22 protein-coding genes and 1 tRNA gene are annotated in these 26,594 nt (G+C 60.5%); 11 read left to right on the top strand and 12 right to left on the bottom strand.

Going from position 1 to position 26,594, the window contains the following annotated elements; genetic code table 11:
- Positions 1–5 precede the first annotated feature (5 nt).
- The 5 genes from aat to BLX89_RS02975 all read right to left on the bottom strand — a co-directional run bounded on the left by aat (position 6) and on the right by BLX89_RS02975 (position 3,833).
- The gene (gene aat / locus BLX89_RS02995) at positions 6–620 is read right to left on the bottom strand and encodes a leucyl/phenylalanyl-tRNA--protein transferase (protein WP_075289261.1); all 615 of its coding nucleotides are present in this window, start codon (positions 618–620) and stop codon (positions 6–8) included.
- Between the two features lie 10 nt (positions 621–630).
- On the bottom strand, positions 631–1,977 hold the full coding sequence (gene accC / locus BLX89_RS02990; protein ID WP_075289122.1) for an acetyl-CoA carboxylase biotin carboxylase subunit: 1,347 nt from the start codon (positions 1,975–1,977) through the stop codon (positions 631–633).
- Between the two features lie 10 nt (positions 1,978–1,987).
- Positions 1,988–2,464 (bottom strand): acetyl-CoA carboxylase biotin carboxyl carrier protein, encoded by a 477-nt coding sequence (gene accB / locus BLX89_RS02985; RefSeq protein ID WP_075289121.1) that lies wholly within the window; start codon positions 2,462–2,464, stop codon positions 1,988–1,990.
- A gap of 20 nt (positions 2,465–2,484) precedes the next feature.
- Positions 2,485–2,931, bottom strand: coding sequence for a type II 3-dehydroquinate dehydratase (gene aroQ, locus BLX89_RS02980; protein WP_075289120.1), 447 nt, complete (start codon positions 2,929–2,931; stop codon positions 2,485–2,487).
- A gap of 134 nt (positions 2,932–3,065) precedes the next feature.
- Positions 3,066–3,833 carry a DsbA family protein gene (locus tag BLX89_RS02975; RefSeq protein WP_075289119.1) on the bottom strand — a complete coding sequence of 256 codons (768 nt, stop codon included), beginning with the start codon at positions 3,831–3,833 and terminating at the stop codon, positions 3,066–3,068.
- Positions 3,834–4,102: 269 nt separating this feature from the next.
- Between BLX89_RS02975 and BLX89_RS02970 the strand changes: the two genes are divergently transcribed.
- Complete coding sequence (locus tag BLX89_RS02970; protein ID WP_075289260.1) at positions 4,103–5,224, top strand: pyridoxal phosphate-dependent aminotransferase; 1,122 nt, start codon at positions 4,103–4,105, stop codon at positions 5,222–5,224.
- A 165-nt stretch (positions 5,225–5,389) separates the two neighbouring features.
- The gene (locus BLX89_RS02965; protein ID WP_143523438.1) at positions 5,390–5,599 is read left to right on the top strand and encodes a hypothetical protein; all 210 of its coding nucleotides are present in this window, start codon (positions 5,390–5,392) and stop codon (positions 5,597–5,599) included.
- A gap of 72 nt (positions 5,600–5,671) precedes the next feature.
- On the opposite strand, the gene BLX89_RS02960 is transcribed toward BLX89_RS02965, so the two are convergent.
- Positions 5,672–8,545, bottom strand: coding sequence for an Rne/Rng family ribonuclease (locus BLX89_RS02960; RefSeq protein WP_075289117.1), 2,874 nt, complete (start codon positions 8,543–8,545; stop codon positions 5,672–5,674).
- Between the two features lie 707 nt (positions 8,546–9,252).
- On the opposite strand from BLX89_RS02960, the gene BLX89_RS02955 reads away from it, so the two are divergent.
- From BLX89_RS02955 to BLX89_RS24745, 6 genes are all read left to right on the top strand, one after another.
- A complete protein-coding gene (locus BLX89_RS02955) occupies positions 9,253–10,461 on the top strand; it encodes an N-acetylmuramoyl-L-alanine amidase (RefSeq protein WP_083637305.1) in 1,209 nt (402 codons plus the stop codon).
- 342 nt (positions 10,462–10,803) lie between these two features.
- Positions 10,804–13,257 carry a penicillin-binding protein 1A gene (locus BLX89_RS02950; protein ID WP_075289115.1) on the top strand — a complete coding sequence of 818 codons (2,454 nt, stop codon included), beginning with the start codon at positions 10,804–10,806 and terminating at the stop codon, positions 13,255–13,257.
- Between the two features lie 17 nt (positions 13,258–13,274).
- Entirely contained in the window at positions 13,275–13,424 is a 150-nt protein-coding gene (locus BLX89_RS24750) for a hypothetical protein (RefSeq protein WP_198935118.1), read from the top strand.
- A protein-coding gene (gene prfB, locus BLX89_RS02945) for a peptide chain release factor 2 (protein WP_143523436.1) occupies positions 13,353–14,484 on the top strand; the annotation gives its coding sequence in 2 pieces (ribosomal slippage) (positions 13,353–13,421 and positions 13,423–14,484; 1,131 coding nt in all). The genes BLX89_RS24750 and prfB overlap by 72 nt, the downstream gene beginning before the upstream one ends.
- 207 nt (positions 14,485–14,691) lie before the next feature.
- Positions 14,692–14,767: transfer RNA gene (locus tag BLX89_RS02940), tRNA-Thr, on the top strand.
- A 246-nt stretch (positions 14,768–15,013) separates the two neighbouring features.
- Complete coding sequence (locus tag BLX89_RS24745; RefSeq protein WP_198935112.1) at positions 15,014–15,181, top strand: hypothetical protein; 168 nt, start codon at positions 15,014–15,016, stop codon at positions 15,179–15,181.
- A 1-nt stretch (position 15,182) separates the two neighbouring features.
- Here the strand turns inward: BLX89_RS24745 and BLX89_RS02935 are convergent, their stop codons facing one another.
- The 6 genes from BLX89_RS02935 to BLX89_RS02910 all read right to left on the bottom strand — a co-directional run bounded on the left by BLX89_RS02935 (position 15,183) and on the right by BLX89_RS02910 (position 22,536).
- A complete protein-coding gene (locus tag BLX89_RS02935; protein WP_075289113.1) occupies positions 15,183–16,394 on the bottom strand; it encodes a molybdopterin molybdotransferase MoeA in 1,212 nt (403 codons plus the stop codon).
- Positions 16,395–16,396: 2 nt separating this feature from the next.
- Complete coding sequence (gene moaC / locus BLX89_RS02930; protein WP_075289112.1) at positions 16,397–16,888, bottom strand: cyclic pyranopterin monophosphate synthase MoaC; 492 nt, start codon at positions 16,886–16,888, stop codon at positions 16,397–16,399.
- On the bottom strand, positions 16,885–17,700 hold the full coding sequence (gene trpC / locus BLX89_RS02925; protein ID WP_075289111.1) for an indole-3-glycerol phosphate synthase TrpC: 816 nt from the start codon (positions 17,698–17,700) through the stop codon (positions 16,885–16,887). The genes moaC and trpC overlap by 4 nt, the downstream gene beginning before the upstream one ends.
- Positions 17,697–18,725: an anthranilate phosphoribosyltransferase gene (gene trpD / locus BLX89_RS02920; RefSeq protein WP_075289110.1), complete on the bottom strand. Its 1,029-nt coding sequence runs from the start codon at positions 18,723–18,725 to the stop codon at positions 17,697–17,699. The genes trpC and trpD overlap by 4 nt, the downstream gene beginning before the upstream one ends.
- A 16-nt stretch (positions 18,726–18,741) precedes the next feature.
- A complete protein-coding gene (locus BLX89_RS02915) occupies positions 18,742–20,631 on the bottom strand; it encodes a peptidylprolyl isomerase (RefSeq protein ID WP_075289109.1) in 1,890 nt (629 codons plus the stop codon).
- Between the two features lie 153 nt (positions 20,632–20,784).
- The gene (locus BLX89_RS02910; protein ID WP_083637304.1) at positions 20,785–22,536 is read right to left on the bottom strand and encodes a hypothetical protein; all 1,752 of its coding nucleotides are present in this window, start codon (positions 22,534–22,536) and stop codon (positions 20,785–20,787) included.
- A 237-nt stretch (positions 22,537–22,773) separates the two neighbouring features.
- On the opposite strand from BLX89_RS02910, the gene glmU reads away from it, so the two are divergent.
- From glmU to BLX89_RS02895, 3 genes are all read left to right on the top strand, one after another.
- On the top strand, positions 22,774–24,138 hold the full coding sequence (gene glmU, locus BLX89_RS02905; protein WP_075289107.1) for a bifunctional UDP-N-acetylglucosamine diphosphorylase/glucosamine-1-phosphate N-acetyltransferase GlmU: 1,365 nt from the start codon (positions 22,774–22,776) through the stop codon (positions 24,136–24,138).
- Between the two features lie 122 nt (positions 24,139–24,260).
- A complete protein-coding gene (gene glmS / locus BLX89_RS02900; RefSeq protein WP_075289106.1) occupies positions 24,261–26,087 on the top strand; it encodes a glutamine--fructose-6-phosphate transaminase (isomerizing) in 1,827 nt (608 codons plus the stop codon).
- Positions 26,084–26,587, top strand: a complete 504-nt coding sequence (locus BLX89_RS02895; protein ID WP_075289105.1) for a GNAT family N-acetyltransferase — start codon at positions 26,084–26,086, stop codon at positions 26,585–26,587. The genes glmS and BLX89_RS02895 overlap by 4 nt, the downstream gene beginning before the upstream one ends.
- The last annotated feature ends 7 nt before the right edge of the window (positions 26,588–26,594 follow it).

Below are 26,594 nucleotides of genomic sequence, written 5' to 3'. Positions count from 1 at the left end.
TTAGCTCAAAATTTGAGGTTCGGTAGCGCCATGGCGCTGGCGAGCATGAGTTCATACTCGGCCTTGGGCACGTCAATCGCGCCGAAGGTTTTCAGGTGTTCTGTCGTGAACTGCGTGTCGAGCAGCCGGTAACCACGCTCTTTCAGGCGTTCCACCAGATGCACGAGGCAGATTTTCGAGGCGTCCGTGCGTCTGGAAAACATGCTCTCCCCAAAGAAGGCGCCGCCCAGCGATACGCCGTAGAGCCCGCCGACCAGCACATCGTTCTCCCAGGCCTCGACCGAATGCGCATGGCCCATGTGATGCAGGGAGGTGTAGAGCGAAAGGATCGTTTCGTTGATCCATGTCGTCGGCCGATCGGGCGCGGCTTCTGCGCACCCCCTCATCACGCCCTCGAAATCTTCATTGAAGGTGATTTCGAATGGCTTGCGCCGGATGGTTTTGGCAAGGCTGCGAGGGACGTGGAAGTCGTCAAGCGGGATCACACCGCGCAGTTCCGGTTCGACCCAGAAGATTTCAGGGTCGTCGGCCGAATCGGCCATGGGAAAAAGACCGATCGAATAGGCCCGCAAAAGCAGTTCCGGAGTGACCACCGGCTGCTTGTCGCGGGCCTTTTTCATGCGCAAAGCCTCATTCGGCCGCGGACTTGGCCAGATAATTTTCCAGCCAGTGGATGTCGTAGTCGCCGTTGGCGATGTCCTGATTGTTGATCAGGTCCTGGAACAGCGGCAATGTGGTCTTGATGCCGTCGATAACGAACTCGTCCAGCACGCGGCGAAGGCGCATCATGCATTCAACGCGGGTGCGGCCGTGCACGATAAGCTTGCCGATCAGGCTGTCGTAGTAGGGCGGGATGCGGTAGCCCTGATAGGCGCCCGAATCCACGCGAACGCCGAGACCGCCGGGCGCATGGAAATGCGTGATCGTGCCCGGCGAGGGAACGAAGGTCCGCGGATCTTCGGCGTTGATGCGGCACTCGATGGCGTGGCCGGAGAACACGATCTCGTCCTGGGTCACGGAAAGGCCGGCGCCGGAGGCGACACGGATCTGTTCGTGCACGAGGTCGATACCAGTGATCGCTTCCGTGATCGGATGCTCCACCTGCAGACGGGTGTTCATTTCGATGAAATAGAACTCGCCGTTCTCGTAAAGAAACTCGATGGTCCCGGCGCCGCGGTATTTCAGCTTGCGCATGGCATCGGCGCAGATTTCGCCGATCTTCATGCGCTGCTCGACGTTCAGGGCCGGCGAATTTGCCTCTTCCCAGACCTTCTGGTGGCGGCGCTGCAGCGAGCAATCGCGTTCGCCGAGGTGGATGGCATTGCCTTCCCCGTCACCGACGACCTGAATTTCGATGTGGCGTGGCTTGCCGAGGTACTTTTCCATATAGACGGCGTCGTTGCCAAAGGCGGCGAGCGCCTCGGAACGAGCGGTGGAAACGGCCTCTTCAAGGTCTGCCTCGGATTTGGCGACCTTCATGCCACGTCCGCCGCCGCCGGCCGTTGCCTTGATCAGGACGGGGAAACCGATTTCACGGGCGATTTCCAGCGCGTTTTCCGGCTTCACTTCGCCGGCGGACCCCGGAACGACCGGAATACCGAGCGCCTTTGCCGTTTCCTTGGCCGTGATCTTGTCACCCATGATGCGGATGTGATCGGCGGTCGGACCGATGAAGGTGATGTCGTGGGCGTCCAGAATATCGGCAAACTTGGCGTTTTCCGACAGGAACCCATAACCGGGATGCACGGCGTCGGCGCCGGTGATTTCGCAGGCGGCAACGATCTGATGGATGTTCAGATAGCTGTCGCGCGAGGGCGGCGGGCCGATGCAGACGCTCTCGTCGGCGAGCCGCACATGCATGGCGTCGGCGTCGGCGGTCGAGTGGACAGCCACGGTGGCAATGCCGAGTTCCTTACAGGCGCGAAGCACGCGAAGGGCGATTTCGCCGCGATTGGCAATAAGTACCTTGGAGATCATCTGTTCAGGCCTATTCGATGACGATCAGCGCTTCGCCATACTCGACCGGCGCGCCGTCTTGAACGATGATTTCGACAACCTTGCCGGAGCGAGGCGCCGGAATCTGGTTCATCGTCTTCATCGCTTCGATGATCAGGATTGTCTGGCCTTCCTTGACGGTCGCGCCGACTTCAACGAACGGACGCGAGCCGGGGGCAGGTGCGAGATAGGCCGTGCCGACCATGGGCGAAGTGACAGCATTCTTGGCGTTGCGAGCGGATGCCTCTGAGGCTGCTGCAGAGGTTGAGCTTGCCGCGGTTGCAGCGGCGGCAGGGGCACTGTAACTGGCCGGAACCGGCGCGGAAACGTATTGCGGCGTGCCGGCGCGCGAGACGCGGATCCGCAGGTCTTCCTGTTCGACTTCGATCTCGGTCAGATCGGTCTCGTTCAGGATATTGGCGAGGTCGCGAATGAGCGCCTGGTCGATGCCGGATTTCTTGTCAGCCATGGGTGAGCCTCTTGTTCTTTTTATTTCGTTTGTGTCGTGAGTGTGTTTAGCGCATTGAGCGCAAGAATGTAACTGTGGGCGCCGAAACCGCAGACGACGCCCTTGGCGGCGGGAGCAATCATGGATTTGTGGCGAAATTCCTCGCGCGCATGCACATTCGACAGGTGCAGCTCGACGACCGGGATTTTGACGGCCTTGATCGCATCGTGCAGTGCGATCGAGGTGTGCGTGTAGGCGCCAGCGTTGATGGCAACACCGGCGGCCTTGTCGCCTGCCTCGTGGATCCAATCGACCAGCGCGCCCTCGTGATTGCTCTGGCGGCAGATGATCTCAAGTCCAAGCTTCTTGCCTTCTTCCACGCACATCGCCTCGATATCGGCCAGCGTGTGGCCGCCATAGATGCCGGGCTCACGCTTGCCGAGCATGTTGAGGTTTGGGCCGTTCAGAACGTAGATGGTCTCAGGCATGAAGGAATAAGTCCGATATTTGTGGAGGTTACCTATAGACCGGAGGTCCCGTGAGGAAAAGCCCTTTGCTTCCTCACGGAATTTGTCCACAAGCGGTCAGACGGTCCGGGTGGTTTCGTCCGCCGGTCAGGCCTTCAGCACAGCGTCTTGCCGCAACTGCGCATGTTGGTGATCCGGGTCTCAAGCTCTTCCGCACCGACAGCGCCGAACACCGCCTCGTCGCCGACGACATAGGAGGGAGTGCCGGTGATGCCGAGACTGTTGGCGAGCGTGTAGGCTTCCTTCACCGCCTCGTCATGGGCGTCGGTTTCCATTTTTGCACGGATATCGGCTTCCGATACGCCGAGGCGACCGGCAACGGCGATTGCGGTTTCCTCCGTCGCGCGGTCTTCACCGCCGAGCAAGGCGCGGTGGAAATCTCCATATTTTTCAGGCGCGACAAGGCGGAACGCGGCACTGACCTTATGGGCGGCAAGCGAATCCGGCCCCAGGATCGGCAGTTCCTTCAGCACGAAACGCACATTCTTGTCGTTCTCCAGAATGGCGTCCATATCCTCAAGGGCGCGTTTGCAGTAGCCGCAGTTGTAATCGTAGAATTCGACGATCGTCACGTCGCCCTTGGGGTTGCCGAGGGTGACGTCGTGGACGGACTGGAAGATCGCATCCTTGTTTTCCGTGATGGCGGCCTGCGCCTGGCGAAGCTGCTCTTCCTGCTGCTTCTTCTTCAGCGTCTGCTGGGCTTCGAGAAGGATTTCCGGATTGGCGACAAGGTACTCGCGAATGAAATCGCCGATTTCCTTCTTTTCGCTGTCGTCGAGTGCGTAAGCGCCATGGGGCAGGGCGATGCTGGCCGTCAGCAGCATGGTCGCGGCGGCGATGATCTTGCGGGCAGTCAATGGCATCAGGTCCTCGTGTCCTTCGTTGTCTTGCCTTTGTCGTTCAAGTTCGCGACCGGAGCCGGCAGGCAGAATTGAAAGACATTCCCGCACCTTAAGGTACGGTAGTCGACCATAGGTCGAGCGGTCGTCAAACGAAACCGCAAAATCGGCGGAAGTGCGGCGTTCGCGCACTTGTGAATGGCTTTTTGATGGTGCAAAGCACGGGCACGCTTTGAAGGAGATCGGCTTTGAAATCACTCTCGCACCGCAGCGCCGTTGAGCCGTTTCATGCCATGGATGTGCTGGCGGAAGCCACGAAGCGGCGCGAAGCCGGCTATCCTGTCATCTCAATGGCGGTCGGGCAGCCGAGCCACCCGGCACCGAAGGCGGCGCTCGAGGCCGCTCAGGCGGCACTCGTACATGGTCGGCTGGGCTACACCGACGCTCTCGGGACCAGCAGCCTGCGTATCGCCATCGCCGGGCACTACCGCACCCGTTATGGTGTCGAGATAGACCCCCAGCGGGTGGCTGTGACGACGGGCTCGTCAGCAGGCTTCAATCTCGCATTTCTCGCGCTCTTCGATCCCGGCGACTGTGTGGCCATCGCCCGACCGGGCTACCCGGCCTATCGCAACATTCTGGCCGCACTCGGTATCGATGTGATCGAAGTGGAGGCCGATGCGCAAACCGGTTTTACCCTGACGCCGGAAAGCCTGTCAGTTGCAGAAAGGAAAGCGGGCCGCCGTATCGATGGCGTGCTGCTTGCGAGCCCCGCCAATCCCACGGGCACGGTGACGGGGAAAGCTGCCCTGCGGGCTCTTGCGGATTATTGCCACGACCGCGATATCGCTTTCATATCGGACGAGATCTACCACGGCCTCACCTTTGCCGGAGAGGAAACGACTGCGCTTTGCGTGACGGACGAGGCTGTCATCATAAACTCGTTTTCCAAATACTATTGCATGACCGGCTGGCGCATCGGCTGGATGGTCCTGCCGGAATGCCAGGTCAGGGCCTACGAGAGGATCGCCCAGAGCCTTTATATCTCGCCGCCGGAACTCTCGCAGATCGCAGCGCAGGCAGCTCTTGGGGCGGAGGCGGAGCTGGACGTCTACAAGGCATCCTATGCGGCCAACCGGGATCTGCTGCTGAAGCGTCTGCCGGAGATGGGGCTGACCATTGCCTCACCGATGGACGGGGCATTCTATGCCTATGCGGATGTCAGCCGGTACACCAATGACAGCATGGCCTTCGCCCGCCGCATGCTCGCGGAAATCAACGTGGCGGCAACACCCGGCTTCGATTTCGATCCGGTGGAAGGTCATCGCACCATGCGGTTTTCATATGCCGGTTCCGAAGCCGATATCCGGGAAGCGCTGGACCGGATAGCGCGATGGCTGCCCCGCACGGACTAACCGTAGACGCGAAAGCGCGTCGGAGGTGCGCCATCGCCTGATTGCTGTGTCGGGATTGCCGACCGCTTCTTACGGACTGTTTCCGTGGATACAGATCGAAATCCGGGAGTGTGGGAGTTTGCCTCATCCGACGCGATCAGCGTCGCCTTCAATGAGGATAAAGCCATGGCAGGTATTGCCGCCACACTTGCCGCCGCCTCGGTCGTCGGCCTTACCCAAACTTCGCTGACCGGCGCCGGCGCGCGCCAGTTTCACAACGATTATTACTACCGAAGCTACGACTTCGCCTACGAACCGATCTGCGTCGTGCGCATCGTCAAAACCCAAGATGCGTTTGGAAATCCGGTAACCCGCAGGGTCAAGGTCTGCCGATGATGCCGTTTGCGGGCAGAAAAAAACCGGCCAGAAGTCTGGCCGGTTCTTGATTTCAGGACATCTGCACGTTTCTTAGAAAAAGCCGCGCTTCTGCCACCAGCCGCCCTTCTTGGGCTTCGGCGGTTCGCCGTCCGTCTCCGTGCTCGACGGAGAAGAGGACTTGACGACCGGGGCGCTGGCGATCGCGTTGAGGTCGCGATTGCCGCGAGAGGGCTTGTCTTCTTCCAGGGCCGCAGCGGCCTCTTCGACGGCAGGCTCAACTGGCGTAGCCTCAGGGGCGGCAGGCGTATCCTCGATCGCAGCCTTTGCTGCGGTGTCGATGACCGCGGCCTCTGCAACGGCCTCTTCCGCAACCGGCGCTTCCTCACCGACGGACGCTGCCTTCTTGCGGCTGCGGCGTGGCTTGGCCGGCTTGGCTTCTTCAGCGATAACCGGGGCTTCGGCCACGACGTCGACATCGGCTACGGCAACAGCAACCGCTTCAACTTCGTCCGCTTCGGCGTCGGTTTCAGAATTGCCATCTGCTTCAGCAGTTTCGGCTGCTTCTGCGCTTACGCCTTCGCCGTCAGCCTCGTCGCCGCGGTTGCGGCGGCCACCACGCTTGCCACGGCGGCGGCGCTTGCGCTTCTGGCGCTCGTCGTCGTCCTTGCTGGCTGCGTCTGCGCTGACGAGATCGTCGGCAGCGTCATCGCTTCCATCTTCTTCGTCTTCTCCGGCATCATCAGCGCCGGTTTCTTCGGAAGCGCCAGCCTGCTGTTCGCCATTGCCCCGTCCGCCACGGCGGCGGCGACGACGCTTGCGCTTGCGACCATCATCGCCTTCGGTCCGTTCAGGACGATCCGCGCGTTCGGCCTTGGCTTCGACGACGACTTCCTCGTCTTCGTCGATCTCTTCCTCAATGACGATGTCGTCGTCTTCTTCGATTTCAGGCTCGAAGTGCAGGAGCTGTTCGATCTTCACCGGATTTTCAACCGGCTCCCCCCGATCGATGCCAAAGTGCTGGGCACCGACATGCGCATCGGCCTCGACGACGATCGATACACCGAAGCGTGCCTCGTAATCGATGATCGTGCTGCGCTTGTGGTTGAGCAGGTAGAGCGCGATATCCGGCGTCGTGCGCACGGTGATGTCGTGCGTGGTGTTCTTCAAGAGATACTCTTCGACGCCGCGCAGCACATGCAGGGCAACAGACGACTGCGAGCGGACGTGACCCGTGCCGTTGCAATGCGAGCAGACCTGCATCGTTGATTCGAGAACCGAGGCTCGGATACGCTGGCGCGACATTTCGAGCAGGCCGAAATGCGAGATGCGGCCGACCTGGATGCGCGCACGGTCGTTCTTCAGGTGATCCTTCAGACGCTTCTCGACGGCGCGGTTGTTGCGCTTTTCTTCCATGTCGATGAAGTCGACGACCACAAGGCCGGCAAGGTCACGCAGGCGGAGCTGGCGGGCGACCTCTTCGGCGGCTTCGAGATTGGTCTGAAGCGCGGTGTCTTCGATCGAATGCTCGCGCGTCGAGCGGCCCGAGTTGACGTCGATCGCCACCAGCGCTTCCGTCTGGTTGATGATGATGTAACCGCCGGACTTCAGCGTCACCTGCGGCTGCAGCATGCGGTCGAGCTGGGCTTCGATGCCCGAGCGCGAGAAGATCGGATGGACGTCACGATACGGCTGAACCACCTTGGCGTGGCTCGGCATCAGCATCTTCATGAAGCTCTTGGCTTCCTTGTAGCCTTCCTCGCCAGCAACGACGATCTCGCTGATATCCTTGTTGTACAGGTCGCGGATCGAGCGCTTGATGAGCGAGCCTTCCTCATAAACGAGGCAAGGGGCAGTCGAGGCCAGCGTCAGCGTGCGGACGTTTTCCCACAGGCGCATCAGATATTCGAAGTCGCGCTTGACCTCGACCTTGGTGCGGTTGGCGCCGGCGGTGCGCAGGATGACGCCCATGCCCTGCGGCACTTCGAGCGCGCGGGCGATTTCCTTCAGACGCTTGCGGTCCGGCAGGTTGGTGATCTTGCGGGAAATGCCGCCACCACGCGCCGTGTTCGGCATCAGGACCGAGTAGCGGCCGGCGAGCGACAGGTAGGTCGTGAGGGCCGCGCCCTTGTTGCCGCGCTCTTCCTTGGCGACCTGAACCAGCAGGATCTGGCGACGCTTGATCACTTCCTGTATGCGGTACTGCTTGCGCGGACGGCGGTTGGACTGGCGATCGGGAACCTCTTCCATCGCGTCTTCGGCGCCGACCGATTCGATCACTTCCTTTTCTTCGTGGTGATCGTCATCGTCATCGTCGTCATGACGGCGGCGACCGCCGCCGCGAACGTCTTCCGAAATGCTGTCGGTATCGACCATGGCGGCCATTTCGCCGCCGCTCTGTTCGTTCGAGCCGTCTTCGGTCTCCGCCTTCGCTTCGGCAGCGGCGGCTTCTTCCTCGGCGATCGCCTTTTTCGTGCGGCGTGGACGACGGGCCTTGGCCTTTGGCTTTTCCTCGACGACTTCTTCGGCCGCAGCCTCAGTCACGGTTTCAACTTCCGACGCTTCTTCGACGATCTCGACAACCGTCGACACGGATTCGGCAGCCGGTGCGGTTTCGGTTTCGTCCTCGCTCAGATCCGTACCGGTTTCGACCGGCTCGATATCGTCGTCGCGACGCGCTTCTTCAGCCTCGGCCTTCAGGAGAGCCTGACGGTCAGCGAGCGGAATCTGGTAGTAGTCGGGATGGATTTCGGCGAAGGCCAGAAAGCCGTGACGGTTTCCGCCGTAATCGACGAAGGCCGCCTGAAGCGAGGGTTCTACGCGGGTCACCTTTGCAAGGTAGATATTACCGCGGATCTGCTTCTTGTGTTCTGATTCGAAGTCGAATTCTTCTATGCGGTTTCCGCGTACGACAACGACGCGCGTCTCTTCAGCGTGAGACGCATCGATAAGCATTTTCTCTGCCATTTAAGCTGTGCTCCTCGGCGCACACGCAAAACAGAAGAGGGACGGCTTCCCGGAGGAGACCATCCCGACAGTTCGCGTTGTTCGCCGGATGTGAATATCCCTGAATGGTCAGTGCGAACGTTCAGCAGCCAGACGGCAGCCGGGGCGCTTACGTCCCGGGGCCTGTTTACTTCTGACCGATACTGCTGTGACAACGTCGCGTACCAAACAAGAATGCCAATGTATTAGGCCCTTGAGGCCCGATGAATGCGCCCGATCACGGGCTTGCGGTGAAATCACCATGTCTTGCCGGCCACCGCCGGATGTTTTCGATTCATGAGGGAAGAAAGTGGTGCGACGGCGGATGAAGCGCGACTGCATGCTGCTGCGTGACCTAAACTGAAGCGGCTATCCCGCTGATCACGCTCTGGCGCCAAGGCTTGAAAATTGCCATGGCTGCCGGTCGTCGATTCTATCCCGTCAACACTTTCTACCTGCCACGCTTGTATGTTTTCTATGTCACAATGGCAAGGGAAAAGCCTGATCCGTCATAATATTGATTGATTCGACCGGCCACGTATGGCTGCTCGCGGACGGCGTTGAAACCTCGCAGTAAGGTTCAGTTAACCATGAAGGAGCATTCATGGTGCTGGAGCGAATCGCAAGGCCGGTCCGCGTGGCCTTTGGCCGAAGATCCGATTGAGATAAAACGGGGAATGTCTGTCAGGATGCTGAGGACCATTGTGCGATATCTGTCGGCAGCCCTTCTTATCGGCGCCATGTCAGGTATTGGCTTTGCAGCCGACGGCCCGCTGTTGGCCTACGGTGCCCGTATCGCCGGCGATGATGCCCGCACCCGAGTCGTCATCGAATTCGACCAAGCACCTGATTTTTTCGTGCATTATGTCGCCGATCCGGTGCGCGTCATCATCGACCTGCCGGAAACGTCGTTCGGCTTGAAGTCTGAAGATATGCAGGCGAGGGGGCTTTTCAGCGATATCCGCTATGGCGCCATGGGGACCGGAAGCTCACGGATTGTCTTGACCGCCAAGGAGCCGGTCGAAGTGTCGCTGGCTGAGGTCAAACCGGACGAGGACAAAAAAGGCTTTCGGCTTGTTCTCGATTCCGAGCGGGTCAGCAAGCAGGAATTCGCCGAACTTATCGAAGCACAGAAATGGACGGGCAGTGTCGTTGCCACCAAAACCGGCCGCGTCGGTGCAACCGAGCCCAAGGTGGATGACGGTGCCTTCGTCGTTGCTGTCGATGCCGGCCATGGCGGTATCGACACCGGCGCGATCGGCACGGAAACCAAGACGGAAGAAAAAGACGTAACGCTCGCCTTTGCGCGTGATCTCGTCGGCCATCTCAATCGACAGGCCGGCATCAAGGCCTTCCTGACACGGGATGGAGACGAATTTCTGTCTCTACCGCAGCGGGTGCAGATCGCGCGGCGAAAGAACGCCAACCTGTTCATTTCGCTGCACGCGGATACGCTGAAGCAGCGGGACATTCGCGGCGCGACCGTTTACACCATCTCGGACAAGGCGTCGGACCATCTCGCCGCAAGCCTTGCCGAGCGGGAAAACCTCTCCGACGCGATTGCCGGGGTTGCGCTCTCGAACGAGCCGGCCGAAGTCGCCGACATTCTGCTCGATCTGACGCGCCGCGAAACCCAGGCGTTTTCCGTCAATCTTGCCCAGACCGTCGTGTCGTCCTTCGAGGGGCAGATCAACCTCATCAACAATCCGCACCGCTATGCGGGGTTCCGCGTGCTTCAGGCGCCGGACGTGCCGTCCATCCTGCTCGAACTGGGTTTTCTTTCCAACAAGGAAGACGAGAAGCTGCTGGTTGACCCCGCCTGGCGGGCGAAGGTTGCCGAGCTTTTGGCCGGCGCCGTGCGCAACTATAAAAGCGCGACCCTCGCCAATGGTGGCTGATCCTGCTTGAGTGTGATTCGATTTCCCGCAAGGCCGTCACGTCATCACGCAGCGGTTTACCACTCCATCCGAAGTGATTTGTGTCGCTCGGGTAACAGCGATATGATTTTCAAGGGGATGCGGGTCGTTTATGCGCTTCGGGCCCTATTTTGCTCACAATCCGGTCGCTATCGGAAGCCGGAGTTTGCATTGACATCTCGCCCAGCGTCCCCTTTTGGGCCTCGGCTTGGCAAGACCGTCGCTTGAAGAAGCGAAGGCGGCACGTTGCATTCGCATTCGGCACGCGCTAGGCCTCCCGCCTGGACGCGCAGGCATGGACAACAGGGTACCGGTATCTGGCTGATGATCAGACTGATTGGATATTTCTTCGGCATTGGCGCTTTCCTGCTTCTTGGCGTAGCAGCGGCGGCCGCCGTCTATCTCGGTCATGTGACGAAGGACCTGCCGGACTATGAAGTTCTGGCGAACTACGCGCCCCCGGTGACAACCCGCATTCATGCGGGCAACGGCGCGCTGATGGCTGAGTATGCCCGCGAGCGTCGCCTCTATCTGCCGATCCAGGCTATCCCCGATCGCGTCAAGGCTGCGTTCATCTCCGCGGAAGACAAGAATTTTTACCAGCATCCCGGCGTCGACATCACCGGTCTGGCGCGCGCCATTGCCGTCAACCTGCAGAATTTCGGATCCGGCCGTCGTCCTGTCGGTGCCTCGACGATCACCCAGCAGGTCGCCAAGAACTTCCTTCTGAGCTCCGATCAGACGATCGACCGCAAGGTCAAGGAAGCGATCCTTTCCTTCCGCATCGAGCAGGCCTACAGCAAGGACCGCATCCTCGAGCTTTATCTGAACGAGATTTTCTTCGGCCTCAATTCCTACGGCATCGCAGGCGCGGCATTGACCTATTTCGACAAGTCCGTGACCGAACTGACGATTGCCGAGACTGCCTATCTCGCCGCCCTGCCGAAAGGCCCCGCCAACTATCATCCCTTCCGCAAGGAAGCCGCCGCGCTCGAACGCCGCAACTGGGTCATCGATCGTATGGTCGAGAACGGCTACGTGACCAAGGCCGATGGTGAGGAAGCCAAACAGCAGCCGCTCGGCGTCAAACTGCGTCGGGGTGGTTCGCACCTCTTCGCATCCGACTATTTCGCAGAAGAAGTTCGCCGCCAGATCATCCAGCGCTACGGCGATAACGCGCTCTACGAGGGCGGCCTCTCCGTGCGGACCTCGCTTGACCCGGACATGCAGGTCAAGGCCCGCAAGGCGCTGCAGGATGGGCTCGTAAGCTATGACGAGCGTCGCGGTTTCCATGGTGCGCTGAAGTCGATCGAGATCGGCGGCGACTGGGGTGAGCCGCTCGGCAAGCTCAATGCGCTGTCGGATGTTCCCGAATGGAAGTTGGCCGTCGTGCTGTCCGTCGATGACAGGGGTGCAGAAATCGGCATTCAGCCGGACAAGGACAGCGCCGGAAAGATCGCCGAGGAGCGCACCACCGGCTACATCACGGCCAAAAATATGCAGTGGGCCTATCGTTCGTCGACAGGCGAGCGAAAGACCGCTAAATCGCCCGAAGGCGTGCTCGGTCCGGGTGATGTCGTTTATGTCGAAGCTACCGACGAGCAGGGCCAGTACCGCCTGCGCCAGCCGCCGAAGGTCCAGGGTGGCCTTGTCGCCATGGACCCGCAGACCGGGCGCGTTCTCGCCATGGTCGGTGGCTTTTCCTACGGCCAGTCGGAATTCAACCGCGCGACGCAGGCCATGCGCCAGCCGGGTTCGTCCTTCAAGCCTTTCGTTTACGCAGCGGCTCTCGACAATGGCTATACGCCTGCGTCTGTCATTCTCGATGCACCCTTCGAGATGGTGGCTGGCGGTCAGGTGTGGCGCCCGGAAAACTACGGCGGCGGATCGGCCGGCCCTTCGACATTGCGCCTCGGTATTGAAAAATCGCGTAACCTGATGACGGTTCGCCTCGCCAACGACATGGGCATGAACCTCGTTGCCGAGTATGCCGAACGCTTCGGTATCTACGACAAGATGCTGCCGGTGCTGGCGATGTCGCTCGGTTCGGGCGAAACGACCGTGCTTCGCATGGTGTCCGCCTATTCCGTGATCGCCAATGGCGGCAAGCAGATTAAGCCGTCGCTGATCGACCGTATTCAGGACCGCTACGGCAAGACGATTTTCCGCCACGAGGAGCGCACCTGCGAGACCTGCAACGCGGCCGACTGGGAAAGCCAGGACGAGCCTGTGGTGACGGACAATCGCGAGCAGGTGCTCGATCCGATGACGGCCTACCAGATCACCTCCATGATGGAGGGTGTCGTCACCCGCGGTACGGCAGCCGGCAAGATCAAGCTCGATCGGCCGGTCGCCGGCAAGACCGGCACGACCAACGACGAAAAGGATGCCTGGTTCGTGGGCTATACGCCCGATCTCGTTGCCGGCCTCTATCTCGGTTTCGACAGTCCCGCCCCGCTCGGGCGCGGTGCGACCGGCGGCGGACTGGCTGCGCCTGTCTTCAACGAGTTCATGCAGGCGGCTCTTCAGGGCACCCGCCCTGGCAAGTTCGTAGTTCCTGAAGGGATGAACCTCATTCCCGTCAACCGCAAGACGGGCATGGCCGCCTACGAAGGCGAACCTGATACCATCATCGAGGCGTTCAAGCCCGGTACAGGGCCGGCCGATACCTTCTCGGTCATCGGCGATATGGACGAATACGTGCCGCCGGAAGAAATATTGCGCACCTCGCCGCAGGCAAACCAGGCGGTGACGTCCGGCTCTAACGGTCTGTTCTAGGCTTTCGTGGATTGCTGATGCCCGTCGCCTTTACTTTGGCGGCGGGCATCGCTATTTCACGGCTCCATCAAAACCCGAATTCAAGAAGCGGAAAAATGCGCAGCGAAATCGAGAATATTGTCGACGAAATCAAGCAGGCCATAAGCCTGCTGAGGAGGCATCTTTGACTGGGATCAGGCGGTAAGACGACTGGACTGGTTGAACAACAAGGCTGAAGATCCAAACCTCTGGAACGACGCTGCCGAAGCGCAGAAGCTGATGCGCGAGCGGCAGAACCTTGACGAGGCGATCAACGGTGTCCGCGCGCTCGAGCAGCAGCTGAAGGACAACATCGAACTCATCGAGCTCGGCGAAGAAGAGGGCGATGCCGATATCGTCAAGGAAGCCGAAGATACGCTGAAGGCGCTGCGGGCGGAATCGGCGCGACGTCAGGTCGAGGCGATGCTTTCGGGCGAAGCCGACGGCAACGACACCTACCTCGAAGTGCATTCCGGCGCCGGCGGCACGGAGAGCCAGGACTGGGCCAACATGTTGCTTCGCATGTATACCCGCTGGGCCGAGCGCCAGGGCTTCAAAGTTGAGCTTCTCGAAATCCATGACGGCGAAGAAGCGGGCATCAAGTCGGCAACGTTGCTGGTCAAGGGGCACAATGCCTATGGTTGGCTGAAGACCGAATCAGGCGTACATCGCCTTGTTCGAATCTCGCCCTATGACAGCAATGCGCGGCGCCACACCTCGTTCTCGTCGATCTGGGTTTACCCCGTCGTGGACGATTCGATCCAGATCGATATCAACGAGAGCGACTGCCGGATCGATACGTACCGCTCGTCGGGCGCCGGTGGACAGCACGTCAACACGACCGATTCGGCGGTGCGTATCACGCACATTCCGTCCGGGATAGTCGTGCAGTGCCAGCAGGAGCGCTCCCAGCACAAGAACCGCGCCAAGGCCTGGGACATGCTGCGCGCGCGCCTCTACGAGGCCGAACTCAAGAAGCGCGAAGATGCCGCGAATGCGGAGGCAGCCTCCAAGACAGATATCGGCTGGGGGCACCAGATCCGGTCTTACGTTCTGCAGCCTTACCAGCTGGTCAAGGATTTGCGCACCGGCGTTGAAAGCACTGCGCCTTCGGATGTGCTCGACGGTGAGCTGAACGAGTTCATGGAGGCAGCGTTGGCGCATCGTATCAGCGGCAGCGCGGACGCCGTTGTAGACGATCTGGCCTGAGCCGATCCATCCCTGGAACGATTGAGGGAGCCGGGCAGGACTGTCCGGCTCTTTTGCATTGTGGCACCGGGATCGCGACGACAAACCGCGGGAGTGCCACCTTGCAACATGCCCTCACGGCAACGCCATCTTCCGGTTTAAAAAATCCTCATGAGTGGCCTTTTTGCTTTACAGGCCGGAAAAATATGGTACTGCCATCGCCATGGCGCCCTTATAGCTCAGTTGGTAGAGCATCTGATTTGTAATCAGAGGGTCGGGAGTTCGAGTCTCTCTGGGGGCACCATTTTCCACACCCACAACACGGTTTCCCGTTTACGCCGGCGTTCTCTGGATCGCCTGGCCTTGTTGCTCGTCTGCGCCTGAAACGCGGGTATCTCGCCATCCGTCAACACGCAAACACTGGGTTGCAAGACTTAAAAAACCACTTGTTGCGGGACATTCAACAGCTTACCGTGCAGATATAGGCAGGCGGCGATACCGTAAAAGCGATGCCCGCGGTTGAGCCACATTATAACCGGAGAGAGTATTCATGACCGTCAAATCTGTAACGCTGGCCGTATTGGGTGCCCTTCTGATGCTCTCGGGCTGCGCCAGCACCGGTGGCAACAACACCACATACGCCAATTATCAGGGCTCTTATCCGCAGCCGTTCCTCGGCGCTCAGAGCGGTGCCAATGTCGGCATTCCGCTGCAATAATTCAGCGTAGTCGCATCACGATGCAGGGTGCGCCGGCCGCTGCGGCGGGCGCACCGATCGGCCTTACGATCAGGCAATCCGCCCCGGCAAACACCCTTATCATGGACGAGTCCTGACGCGGGAAGGGATGCGCGATCAACGTGCCATCCTCATCTTCCTGCAATCGTGCCCGCACATAATCCTGCCTGGTATCGTTGGCAGGCAAGGCTTCTCCAAGAAGCGCTGTGGCCTTTCGCGTCAGGGGCGGCCTGCCGCCGATATGGCAGACCAGCGGCTCCAGAAACAGGTAGGCGCAGACGAGGCTCGAAACGGGGTTTCCCGGAAGACCGAGGACCACGGTATCCGCAAGCGAGCCGACCATCAGCGGCTTGCCGGGGCGCATGGCGATTTTCCAGAAATCGAGGAGCATGCCCGCATCCATCAACGCCGGCTGAACAAGATCGTGATCACCGACGGAGGCTCCGCCGAGGGTCACCAGCACGTCGATGTCGCCTGCGACAGCATTCTCGACCGCGGCCGCGATCGCTGCGCGATCGTCGCCTATGATACCCAGATCGGTAATCTCGGCACCGCTGTTTAAGGCGAGCGCGCCGACGCCGACATTGTTGGACGAGATGATTTGCGATGGCCCCGGAGACGAGCCGGGTGGCAGCAATTCGTCGCCTGTCGCCAGGATTGCCACTTTCGGCCGGGCGAGAACAGGCAGGCTGGCGTGGTTCATTGCAGCAGCAATCGCAAGGCGCGCCGGCGTCAGCTCGTCGCCGGCATGCAGGATGACATCGCCTTCGCGAAAGTCTTGCCCCTTCGGCCGTATGTGCCGTCCCTTTTCCGGCGCAAAGAGCGTGCGAATGCTGCCTCCGGGCAGGCGTTCGGCATCTTCCTGTATCAGAACCGTATCGGCGCCCGTAGGTATGGGCGCGCCGGTCAGGATGCGCACCACTTCACCGGGGTGCACGATGCCGGGGAAGGCGCGTCCAGCCGCCGATTCGCCGATGATCCTGAGTTCAGCACCACGCTCCGACAAATCCTCGCTGCGTCCGGCGTAGCCGTCCATGGCAGAGTTGTCGAAGGCGGGATGGGTCAATTTCGCGGCAACATCGTCCGCCAGAACCCGGTTCCGGGCCTCGTTCAAAGGCACCGTTTCAATGCGGCGCTTCCGGTTCGCTAGTGCGAGAAGGCGGCTTAACGCTTCATCGACGGGAAGCAGGGCCATGGTCAGGCGTCCGTACGCTCGAAATCGCCGGATCGACCGCCAGATTTTCGCACCAGCCGAATGCCGCCGATTTCCATTTCCCGGTCGGCGGCCTTCGCCATGTCATAAATCGTCAGGCACGCGACGCTTGCCGCGGTCAGGGCTTCCATCTCGACACCCGTGCGCCCCGTCAGCTTCGCCATACTCTCGACGCGCAGGCCGGGCAACTGCGGATCGGGACTGATCTCGACAGAAACCTTGCTCAGCATAAGCGGGTGGCAGAGCGGAATGAGGTTTGCAGTCTGTTTGGCGGCCATGATGCCCGCGAGGCGCGCCGTCGCAATCACGTCGCCCTTCTTCGCATTTCCGGCCAGGATAAGATCAAGCGTCTCCGCCTTCATCCGCACATGGCCTTCCGCCACGGCGATACGGACAGTCTCCTGCTTGTCCCCGACATCGACCATTCCGGCGGTTCCGCTGGCATCGACATGGGTGAGCGAGGGGGGCATCGTCATTCCGCAGCCATCACGGGCGAGGAACCGGTCAGCAGCGAACGGGTCGCAGCTGTCACATCGTCCTTGCGCATCAGGCTTTCGCCAACGAGGAAGGTGTTGATGCCGCAATCGCGCAGCCTCAGGCATTCGGCATGGGTAAAGATGCCGCTTTCGGCCACAAGCAGCCGGTCTTCGGGAACAAGCGGCGCAAGCTTTTCAGACAACGCGATATCGACTTCGAACGTCTTCAGGTTCCGGTTGTTGATGCCGACGAGTTTCGAGGAAAGCTTCAGGGCGCGCTCCATCTCCTGCTCGTCGTGCACTTCGATGAGAACATCCATCCCCAGCGCGAAAGCCTCGTGTTCCAGGCGTCGTGCATCGTCGTCGTTCAGAGACGCCATGATCAGCAGGATGCAATCGGCGCCCCAGGCGCGGGCTTCCTGAACCTGGTAGGTGTCGAACATGAAGTCTTTGCGGAGCGCAGGCAGCGAGCAGGCCGCGCGTGCTGCCGTCAGAAAGGCTGGCTGGCCTTGAAAACTCGGCGTATCGGTCAAGACCGAAAGGCAGGCGGCACCGCCGGCTTCGTAGGCCTTCGCGAGGCTCGGCGGATCGAAATCCTCGCGGATGAGGCCCTTAGACGGGCTGGCCTTCTTGATCTCGGCGATCAGGCCGAAAAGACCATCGGCCTGCTTGGCGCGCAATGCCGCCATGAAGCCGCGCGGCGATTCCTGATCGGCCTGCATGGCGCGCAGGTCTGCAAGCGAGACCTTGGTCTTCGAAGCCGCGATCTCTTCTCGCTTGTAAAGCTCGATCTTGTGCAGAATATCGGTCACGGCGCATCTCCCGTCACGCGGTTGGTGGAAGTGACAAGTTTGTCCAAGGTCTCCCTGGCGCTTCCGCTGGAGAGCGACTGGCGCGCAATGTCCATGCCTTCTTTGAGATCGGCAGCACGGCCGGCAATCACCAGTGACGCCGCCGCGTTGGCAAGGGAAATGTCGCGGTAAGGCGTCGCGTCACCTTCGAGAACGCCGCGCAGGGCAACTGCGTTGTGCGCGCCGTCTCCCCCCTTCAGAGCAGAGAGATCGACCGTCGGCAGACCGAAATCGTCAGGCGTCAGTTCAAAGGTCCGGATTTCGCCGTCTTTCAGCTCTGCAACCTGCGTCGAGCCCGTGGTGGTGATCTCGTCAAGCCCGTCGCCGTGTACGACCCAGACGCTTGCGGAACCGAGGTCGCGAAGCACTTCCGCCACCGGTACTACCCAACGCGGCGCGAAGACGCCGACGAGCTGGCGTTTGACGCCTGCGGGGTTGGAAAGCGGGCCCAGCAGATTGAAGATCGTGCGCGTGCCAAGCTCGACCCGCGTCGGTCCGACATGGCGCATGGCGGAATGATGCTGCTGGGCGAACATGAAGCCGAGCCCCGCTTCCGCGATACTGCGGGAAATCTCATCAGGGCCGATATCCAGCCGGACGCCAAGGCAGGAGAGGGCATCGGCGGTGCCCGATTTGGAGCTCAGCGCGCGGTTGCCGTGCTTGGCGACGGGAACGCCCGCGCCTGCGACGATCAGGGCGGCAAGTGTCGAGATATTGTAGGTACCGGCACCATCGCCACCGGTTCCGACGATATCGATCGCGTCTGCCGGTGCGTTGACTGTCAGCATCCGCGCGCGCATGGCGCCGACGGCACCGACGATCTCATCGACGGTTTCCCCCCTGACGCGCAGGGCCATCAGAAAGCCACCGATCTGCGATGGGGTTGCCTCACCGGACATGATGATCTCGAACGCGGCGCGGGCGTCGGCTCGATCAAGCGCTTCGCCCGCGGCTGCCTTCGCGATAAAAGGCTTCATATCCGGCATTTAGGCATCCTTGTCATTACTGGTTCAGCGACGTTTCGGCGAGTTGCTGATTGATCGACACGCCGTAACCGGTCTGCAATTGGGCGACCAGCTGGTCCAGAATATCGTCACCGCTCGCTTGCGCCACAGCTTCGATCTGGCGATCCTGGTTGTCCAGGGCGTCGACCATGTTGTTTTCGTTTACGGCGACGACCTTGAGAAGGATCTGGCCTTCTCCGCCGACGCCGGCCGCGTTCGCAACGGTGCCTTCCGGCCCACTGAAGGCGGCCGTTACGGCGGCAGGGCTCAGCGCGGCATCGTCGGAGGAGCGGCGCAGGCCGGTCTTTGTCTCGACCGCAATGCCGAGATCGGCGGCGATGGCCGCCAGCGTTTCCCCCTTCTGGACACGCGCCTTCAGCTCTTCAGCTTTTGCGGCCAGCGCCTTGCGTTGCTGTTCGGCCGTCCAGTCAGCGACCACCCGTTCGCGGGCTTCATCAAGCGTACGGTCGCGCGCTGGCGTGATTTCTTCGACATCGAACCAGACATAGCCTTCGCGACCCAAATTGATGGGCAGGGTTTCTCCTCCCACGTCCGCCTTGAAGGCCTCTTCGAGCAGCGTCTTGGCTTCCGGAATGCCTGCAACCGGCTCGCCGTCGACGTCGTTTCCGCGTGCATCGACCGCGTTGATGACAACGAGCTTGAGGCCTGATCCGTCGGCGGCTTCCTTCATGCTGGCGCCGGAAACGCGGGCATCCTCGAACTTGTCGTGAATGGCCATGATTTCATTGGCGGCGTTCGACAGCGCAATTTCCTGGCGCAGTTCTTCCTTGACGTCGTCGTAGCTGCGAACCGTTTCGGGCTTGATGTTGCTGACGCGCACGATCACCGGTCCGAAGGCGCCGTCGATGACGGGGGTGACGCTACCGTCCAGCGTTGCGGCGAAAGCGGCCTCGCCGATTTTCGCATCCGGCACGCTGTCGCGCGTGAAGTCACCGAGAAGAACATCGCTTGCTGTCTTGCCCTGTTCGGCGATCAGATCATCGAAGGACGTGCCGGCGGCAAGCTTTGCGGCGGCTGCATCCGCTGCTTCGCGCGACGGGAACGTCAACTGTTCGATGGTGCGCGTTTCCGGGGTTGTGAAGCTGTCCTTGCGGCGCTCGTAATCAGCCCGGATCTCGTCTTCCGTCACGGTCTTCGGGTCGGCGATATCCGAGGGCTCAAGCTTTACGTAGGCGATGCGGCGGAACTCCGGTGCGCGGTACTCGGCCTTATGGGTTTCAAACCACGGAGCAAGAACCTCGTCGGCAGGCGCCTTAATGGGGTCGATGTTGGCGTTCGAAAGCAGGAGATACTCGATATCGCGTGCCTCATTGCGGTACTGGCGCAATGCATCCGTCAGGATTTGCGGGGCGGTGTAGCCATCCGACAGGGCCTCGACGATCTGCGAGCGGATCGCAACCTGGCCGCGATTGTTGATGTAATCCTGTTCGCGCAGGCCGGCATTGCGCAGGACGCTGGAGAACGTCAGCCGGTCGAACTGGCCGTTGACGCCATGGAACGCCGGATCATCGGCAATCAACTGGGCCAGCCGGTCCTGCGAGAGGCCGAGGCTCATATTCTGTGATAGCTGATCGAGCGTCGCACCCGCGACCAGCTGCGAATAAACCTGCGCTTCGACGCCGAAGGCGCGAGCCTGCTCGCGCGTCAGCCGCGTGCCGAACTGGCGGGAAAGCTGGGCGATCTGGCGCTCATACGCCAGGCGAAACTCGGCGGGAGAAACCTTGACATCGCCAACCGCAACCACGGTATCCGAGCCGGTGTTCACGATCGAGGTGCCTGCGCCCCAGACGCCGAAGGAGACCACTAACAGGATCAACAAGCCTTTGAAGAGCCAGGACTTGGAAGCGTTTCTCAGGGTTTCGAGCATCGGATTGCGTACCTCATGGCATTTCGTGACCGCCGGATGACGGGTGGTCCCGTTCCTTAGAACAAAGCCGGACGGATGAGAAGTCTCGCAAAGCCTAAAAAAAACGGCCGTTGCGCCGCTAAAGTCGGCGAAACGGCCTGCAAGTATTCCGGGTCACTGTTTGTTGACCAGCGCATCGCGCACGAAGGCGTCGTAGCAGGACGTCAGCTTGATGCGCGTGTGCCCCTGCTTCAGGAAGGGTTCGTAAAGACCGAGCAGCGACCAGCGCGCCGTCGTCGGCGGGCAAGTCGGGAGCAAGGCGAGGTCGACAGCGGCGACGGCCGCAGCAACCTTGTCGTCCGGCGGCGGCACCGCGCGGAAAGGATCGGCACCGATGGCGATCGCATGGGGAGCGCGACGATCCATCAACCAAGGGAAGGGATTGGAGAAGTCGATGGACATGATGGTGTCGAAACGCATGCCGTGATCCGCTTCATAGGCTTTGATCGCATCGATCGCGTCATCCATCGTCTGCATCCAGAGCCAGAAGAAATCAAAGTCGCTGTAGAGCAGGTTGGCCGGGAGCTCACCGTTGCGGACGATTTCTTCATAGGTCTCGCGGTGGGCAATGTAGTTGGGGTGCATGCGCTCTGCACGGGTGGCAAAGACGGGACGCAACGATATCGTTCCGAGCGTCTTCAGGTTCCGGTGCTGGAGCACGATGTCGTTGACGCTGCCGACAGCCGAACGCGCTGCTCTCTGGGTTATCTCGACCACGGGCGGCAGCATGGCCGCCAGAGCGAGGATGCCGGCCACCATCAGACCGGTCGATGTGCCATCCTCGCGATGCTTGCGTATCAGGATCGAGAGAATGAGTGGCCACAGGAAGATAAAGGCCTGGCTGCCCGTGTTCTGGCTCTCGAAAAGCAGGCCGGCAAGAAGAAAAACGGCAAGCCAAAGCCAATTCTGGTCAAGAAGCTGCGCTGCGGAGGCGAAGCCGGGGGCGTTGCGGAAGCGCTTCCAATCCGTCGCGAGTTTATGCCGGTCGCTCACGAGAAGGACTACGGCCAATCCCGCGGCACTTGCCATAATCCCGAAATTGATCGATGCACCCTGCAGCAGGCGCGGCAGAAGGCTGGTATCGTTCATCACCAAGAGTGCGATCATGTCTTCCGCATAGGCCGACACGACGCCTGTCGTTATCTCGATGAGGCCGATCGACAGGAAAAAGGCAAGGCCGGCGGCGATAGCGACTCGCAGAGGCAGCCGCCCCGCGGCAAAGGCCATCAGGCACAGAAGCACGCCGGATACGACGCCGGTGACTTTTACGAAAAGCAGCGCCAGCATCGTGAGCGTGACGACGATACCGAGAAGAGCCGGCGCGCGCAGGAAACACAATGCGGCTGCCAGCACATAAAGCAGCTGGCATATCTGCCGGTTGTAGATACCGAAACCGTCTGTCCCCGGAAACGGATAAAATTCCGCTGTGTTGAACGGCAGGATCGAAAAAAGCAGAAAGGGCAGGAGCAAGGCCCAGGCCGTCGCCCGCGATCGCTTCTGAACACAATACAGCACCAGCGCGAGCGACGGCGCGGTGACTGCGAGCAGCGACCAGCTCGCAAGAAGAAGAATCGCCCCCTCGGGGAAAATTTTCAGCCAGCCTGCAAACAGATAATATCCGAGTGCACCGACGGGTGCGAAAAAATCGATCGCCGGTACCTGTCCATCGGCGATGCGATTCGCGGCGTCGATGTAGAGATACTGATCCCAGAACATCGCTCCAAGCGGGATCGGGATCGTCTTGACGAGTGCCAGCGGCAGAAGCACGAACGTAACGGCAATCAAAAAGAATGTCGGGCTGAAAACTATGCTTTTCAAGCCGCTTTTCTGCTCGGCAACCGGCGAAACAACCGTCGAAACCTGCATTATCATCTCCTTGCGCGCCGCGTGAGGCCCGGTTCGGCATCGCAGCATACGGCGCGTTGATTGCGCCGCTGGATGTGATCGGTATCGAAACGTTATTGCAGGAAGGGGTTTTAGCCGGGTTAACACGATGGCATCTGGCAAGAATTATGGTTCTCGCAATCTCTTCCTGCTATGGAACCCGGCAATCAGATCCGGCTCGGCGCAGGCCTCCGGGCAGTGACAATAAGGAGAAACGACATGGAGCGTTCATGTCTGGCGATCGTGCTTGCGGCGGGCGAAAGCACGCGCATGAAATCATCGATGTCCAAGGTGCTGCATCCCGTCGGCGGCCGTCCGATGATCGCGCATGTCATGGAGGCTCTTTCGCAGGCCGACATAGCATCGGCCGCTCTCGTTCTCGGGCGTGATGCGGAGGCGGTCGAGAAGGCGGCTCGCCGCGGCGACATGACAGTATCGAGCTATCTGCAGACGGAGCGCCTGGGGACGGCTCATGCGGTTCTGGCGGCGCGTCAGGCGATTGCTGAAGGTTTTGACGATATTCTCGTCGTTTTCGGCGATACGCCGCTGATCACGGCAGATCCCTTGAAGGCCGCCCGCAAAGGGCTGGCCGCCGGCAACGATATCGTCGTGATCGGGTTCGAAACGCAAGCGCCGTTCGGTTACGGCCGCCTCGTCATCCGCGACGGCGCTCTTGTCGCGATCCGTGAGGAAAAGGACGCGAGCGACGAAGAGAAGAACATCACCTATTGCAATGGCGGCCTGATGGCGATCAACGGCCGCAAGGCGCTCTCGCTTCTCGAACAGATCGGCAATTCCAACGCCAAGGGCGAATACTATCTGACCGATATCGTCGAGGTCGCCAATGCGCAGGGCGGTCAGGCAATCGCAGTTGCTGCGCCTGAAGCCGAGCTCATGGGCTGCAACAATCGCGCCGAACTTGCGATCATCGAGGCCGTCTGGCAACGCCGGCGGCGCAACGAGATGATGCTCGCCGGCGTGTCGATGATCGCCCCCGAAACCGTGTTCCTTGCCTTCGATACGGTTATCGCCCAGGATGTCTTGATCGAGCCGAATGTCGTTTTCGGCCCGGGGGTCACCATAGAAAGCGGCGCGGTGATCCACGCGTTTTCCCATCTTGAAGGTGCCGTCGTCGGCAGGGAAGCGGCTGTCGGGCCATACGCGCGCTTGCGACCCGGCGCAAATCTGGGGGCCGAAGCCAAGGTGGGCAATTTCTGCGAGGTCAAGAAGGCCGAGATCGGCGCCGGTGCAAAGGTCAATCACCTGTCCTATATCGGCGACGCCTTTGTCGGTGAGAAAACAAATATCGGGGCCGGCACCATCACCTGCAATTATGATGGCGTGAACAAGCATGTCACCACTATCGGTGCAAATGCCTTTATCGGCTCAAACTCCGCGTTGGTTGCTCCGGTCACGGTTGGCGACGGCGCACTGGTCGCCTCGGGAAGCGTAATTACACAGGACGTTCCGGCTGACGCCGTCGCATTCGGTCGTGCCCATCAGACGATAAAGCCTGGTCGGGCAAAGCTCTTGCGGGAAAAATACCTGGCAGAGAAAGCCGCAAAAAAGCAGGCCGGAAAATGACGTCGCTTGTGACGTTAAAATCTGAAACTGAAAGTGAAATCCGCTCCGATTGTGCATTCGCACAAATCGGGTAGGTAACAGCGCAGCAGCCTTGGGGGGCTGCCTGAGAAGGAGATCTGTGCATGTGCGGTATCGTAGGCATCGTCGGGGAACGTCCGGTCGCTGAACGATTGGTGGACGCTCTGAAGCGGCTTGAATATCGCGGCTATGATTCCGCAGGCGTCGCCACCGTTCTGGACGGCAAGCTTGAGCGTCGCAGGGCCGAAGGTAAGCTGTTCAACCTCGAAACCAGGCTCCAAGCCGAGCCTCTGGCTGGCAATATCGGTATCGCCCACACGCGCTGGGCGACCCATGGCGCCCCGACCGAGAACAACGCCCATCCGCATTTCACCGATGGCGTTGCGGTCGTACACAACGGCATCATCGAGAATTTTTCCGAGATCAAGGACGAACTGATCGACGGTGGCGCGACGTTCGCGACGCAAACGGATACGGAAGTCGTTGCCCAGCTTCTGGCAAAGTATCGCCGGGACGGTCTCGGTCGTCGCGAGGCGATGCATGAAATGCTTCGCCGGGTGACCGGCGCTTACGCCCTTGCCGTCATCTTCAGCGATGACCCATCGACGATCATGGCTGCACGGTCCGGCCCCCCGCTGGCCATCGGCTATGGGGACGGCGAGATGTTCCTTGGATCGGATGCCATTGCACTGTCGCCCTTCACCAACAGGATCGCTTATCTGCAGGACGGTGATTGGGCGATTATCGGTCGCAAGACAGCCCATATTTTCGATCTTGACGGCAACCCGGTCGAGCGTCCGGTCCAGATCTCGTCGGCTGCCGCCTACATGGTCGACAAGGGCAATCACCGCCATTTCATGGAAAAGGAAATTTACGAGCAGCCGGAGGTCATCTCCCATGCGCTCGGTCACTACGTCGATCTGATCGAAAACCGGATCGATGCCAGCGCCGTGGGAATTGATTTCACCAAGGTAACCAGCCTTGCCATGTCCGCCTGCGGCACGGCCTATCTCGCCGGGCTGATTGGCAAGTATTGGTTCGAGCGCTACGCCCGCCTGCCGGTCGAGGCCGATGTGGCATCGGAATTCCGCTATCGCGAGATCCCGCTGTCCAAGGATGCGGCTGCGCTGTTCATTTCGCAATCAGGCGAGACCGCCGACACGCTGGCTTCGCTGCGCTACTGCAAAGACGAAGGCCTGCAGATCGGCGCCGTCGTCAACGTCAGGGAATCGACGATTGCGCGGGAATCGGACGCCGTGTTTCCGATCATGGCAGGCCCTGAAATCGGCGTTGCCTCGACGAAGGCGTTCACTTGCCAGCTATCGGTGCTTGCCGCTCTTGCGATCGGCGCCGGTCGGGCACGGGGAACGGTTTCGCCTGAGGAAGAGAAGCGGCTTGTCCGGCATCTCGCCGAAATGCCGCGTATCATGTCGTCTGTTTTGAACAGCATCCAGCCGAAAATGGAAAGCCTGGCCCGCGAACTGTCGAAATGCCGCGATGTGCTCTACCTCGGCCGCGGCACCAGTTTTCCGCTTGCTATGGAAGGCGCGCTGAAGCTCAAGGAAATCTCTTACATCCATGCCGAAGGCTACGCGGCGGGCGAACTGAAGCATGGCCCGATCGCCTTGATCGACGAGAACATGCCGGTCATCGTTATCGCCCCGCATGACCGTTTCTTTGAGAAGACGGTTTCGAACATGCAGGAGGTCGCGGCCCGCGGCGGCCGGATCATCTTCATCACCGACGAGAAGGGAGCCGCCGCCTCCAAGCTCGAAACGATGAGCACGATCGTTCTTCCCAATGTGGATGAAATCATCGCACCGATGATCTTCTCGCTGCCGATCCAGTTGCTTGCCTACCATACGGCGGTCTTCCTGGGCACGGATGTCGACCAGCCGCGCAACCTTGCAAAGTCGGTAACCGTCGAGTGATCATTCGGCCGGAGCGGGAAGGCGATCAAGCGACGATCCGCGCCGTGACCGCGACCGCGTTCGACGGTCATCCCCATAGCGACGGCAGCGAGCCGGCGATCATCGACCGGCTGCGGCACGCAGGCGCGCTTTCGGCTTCATTCGTTGCCGAGCAAGTCGGGAATGTGATCGGTCATGTTGCGCTCTCGCCAGTCACGATCGAAAACGGTGTCACCGGCTGGTTTGGCCTCGGTCCGATATCCGTTTTGCCGGAATATCAGGGCAGGGGTATAGGCGCCGCCCTGATGGAAAAGGGGCTTGGATGGTTGCGTGAAAACGGTGCCGCCGGCTGCGTTCTTGCGGGAAATCCGCAATTTTATGAACGTTTTGGTTTTCGTGCCGATCCCCTGTTGATACTCAAGGATTGTGCGCCGCAATATTTTCTTGCGCTGCCCTTGTCCTCCGCTCCGGCGTCCGGCATGGTGCGGTATCACCCGGCCTTCTATGGCGGCACGAGTTAGCGGAAGC

It is taken from the genome of Pararhizobium arenae (assembly GCF_001931685.1).
In the GTDB taxonomy this organism is placed as follows: domain Bacteria; phylum Pseudomonadota; class Alphaproteobacteria; order Rhizobiales; family Rhizobiaceae; genus Pararhizobium; species Pararhizobium arenae.
This window is presented reverse-complemented; position numbering and strand designations above follow the sequence as displayed.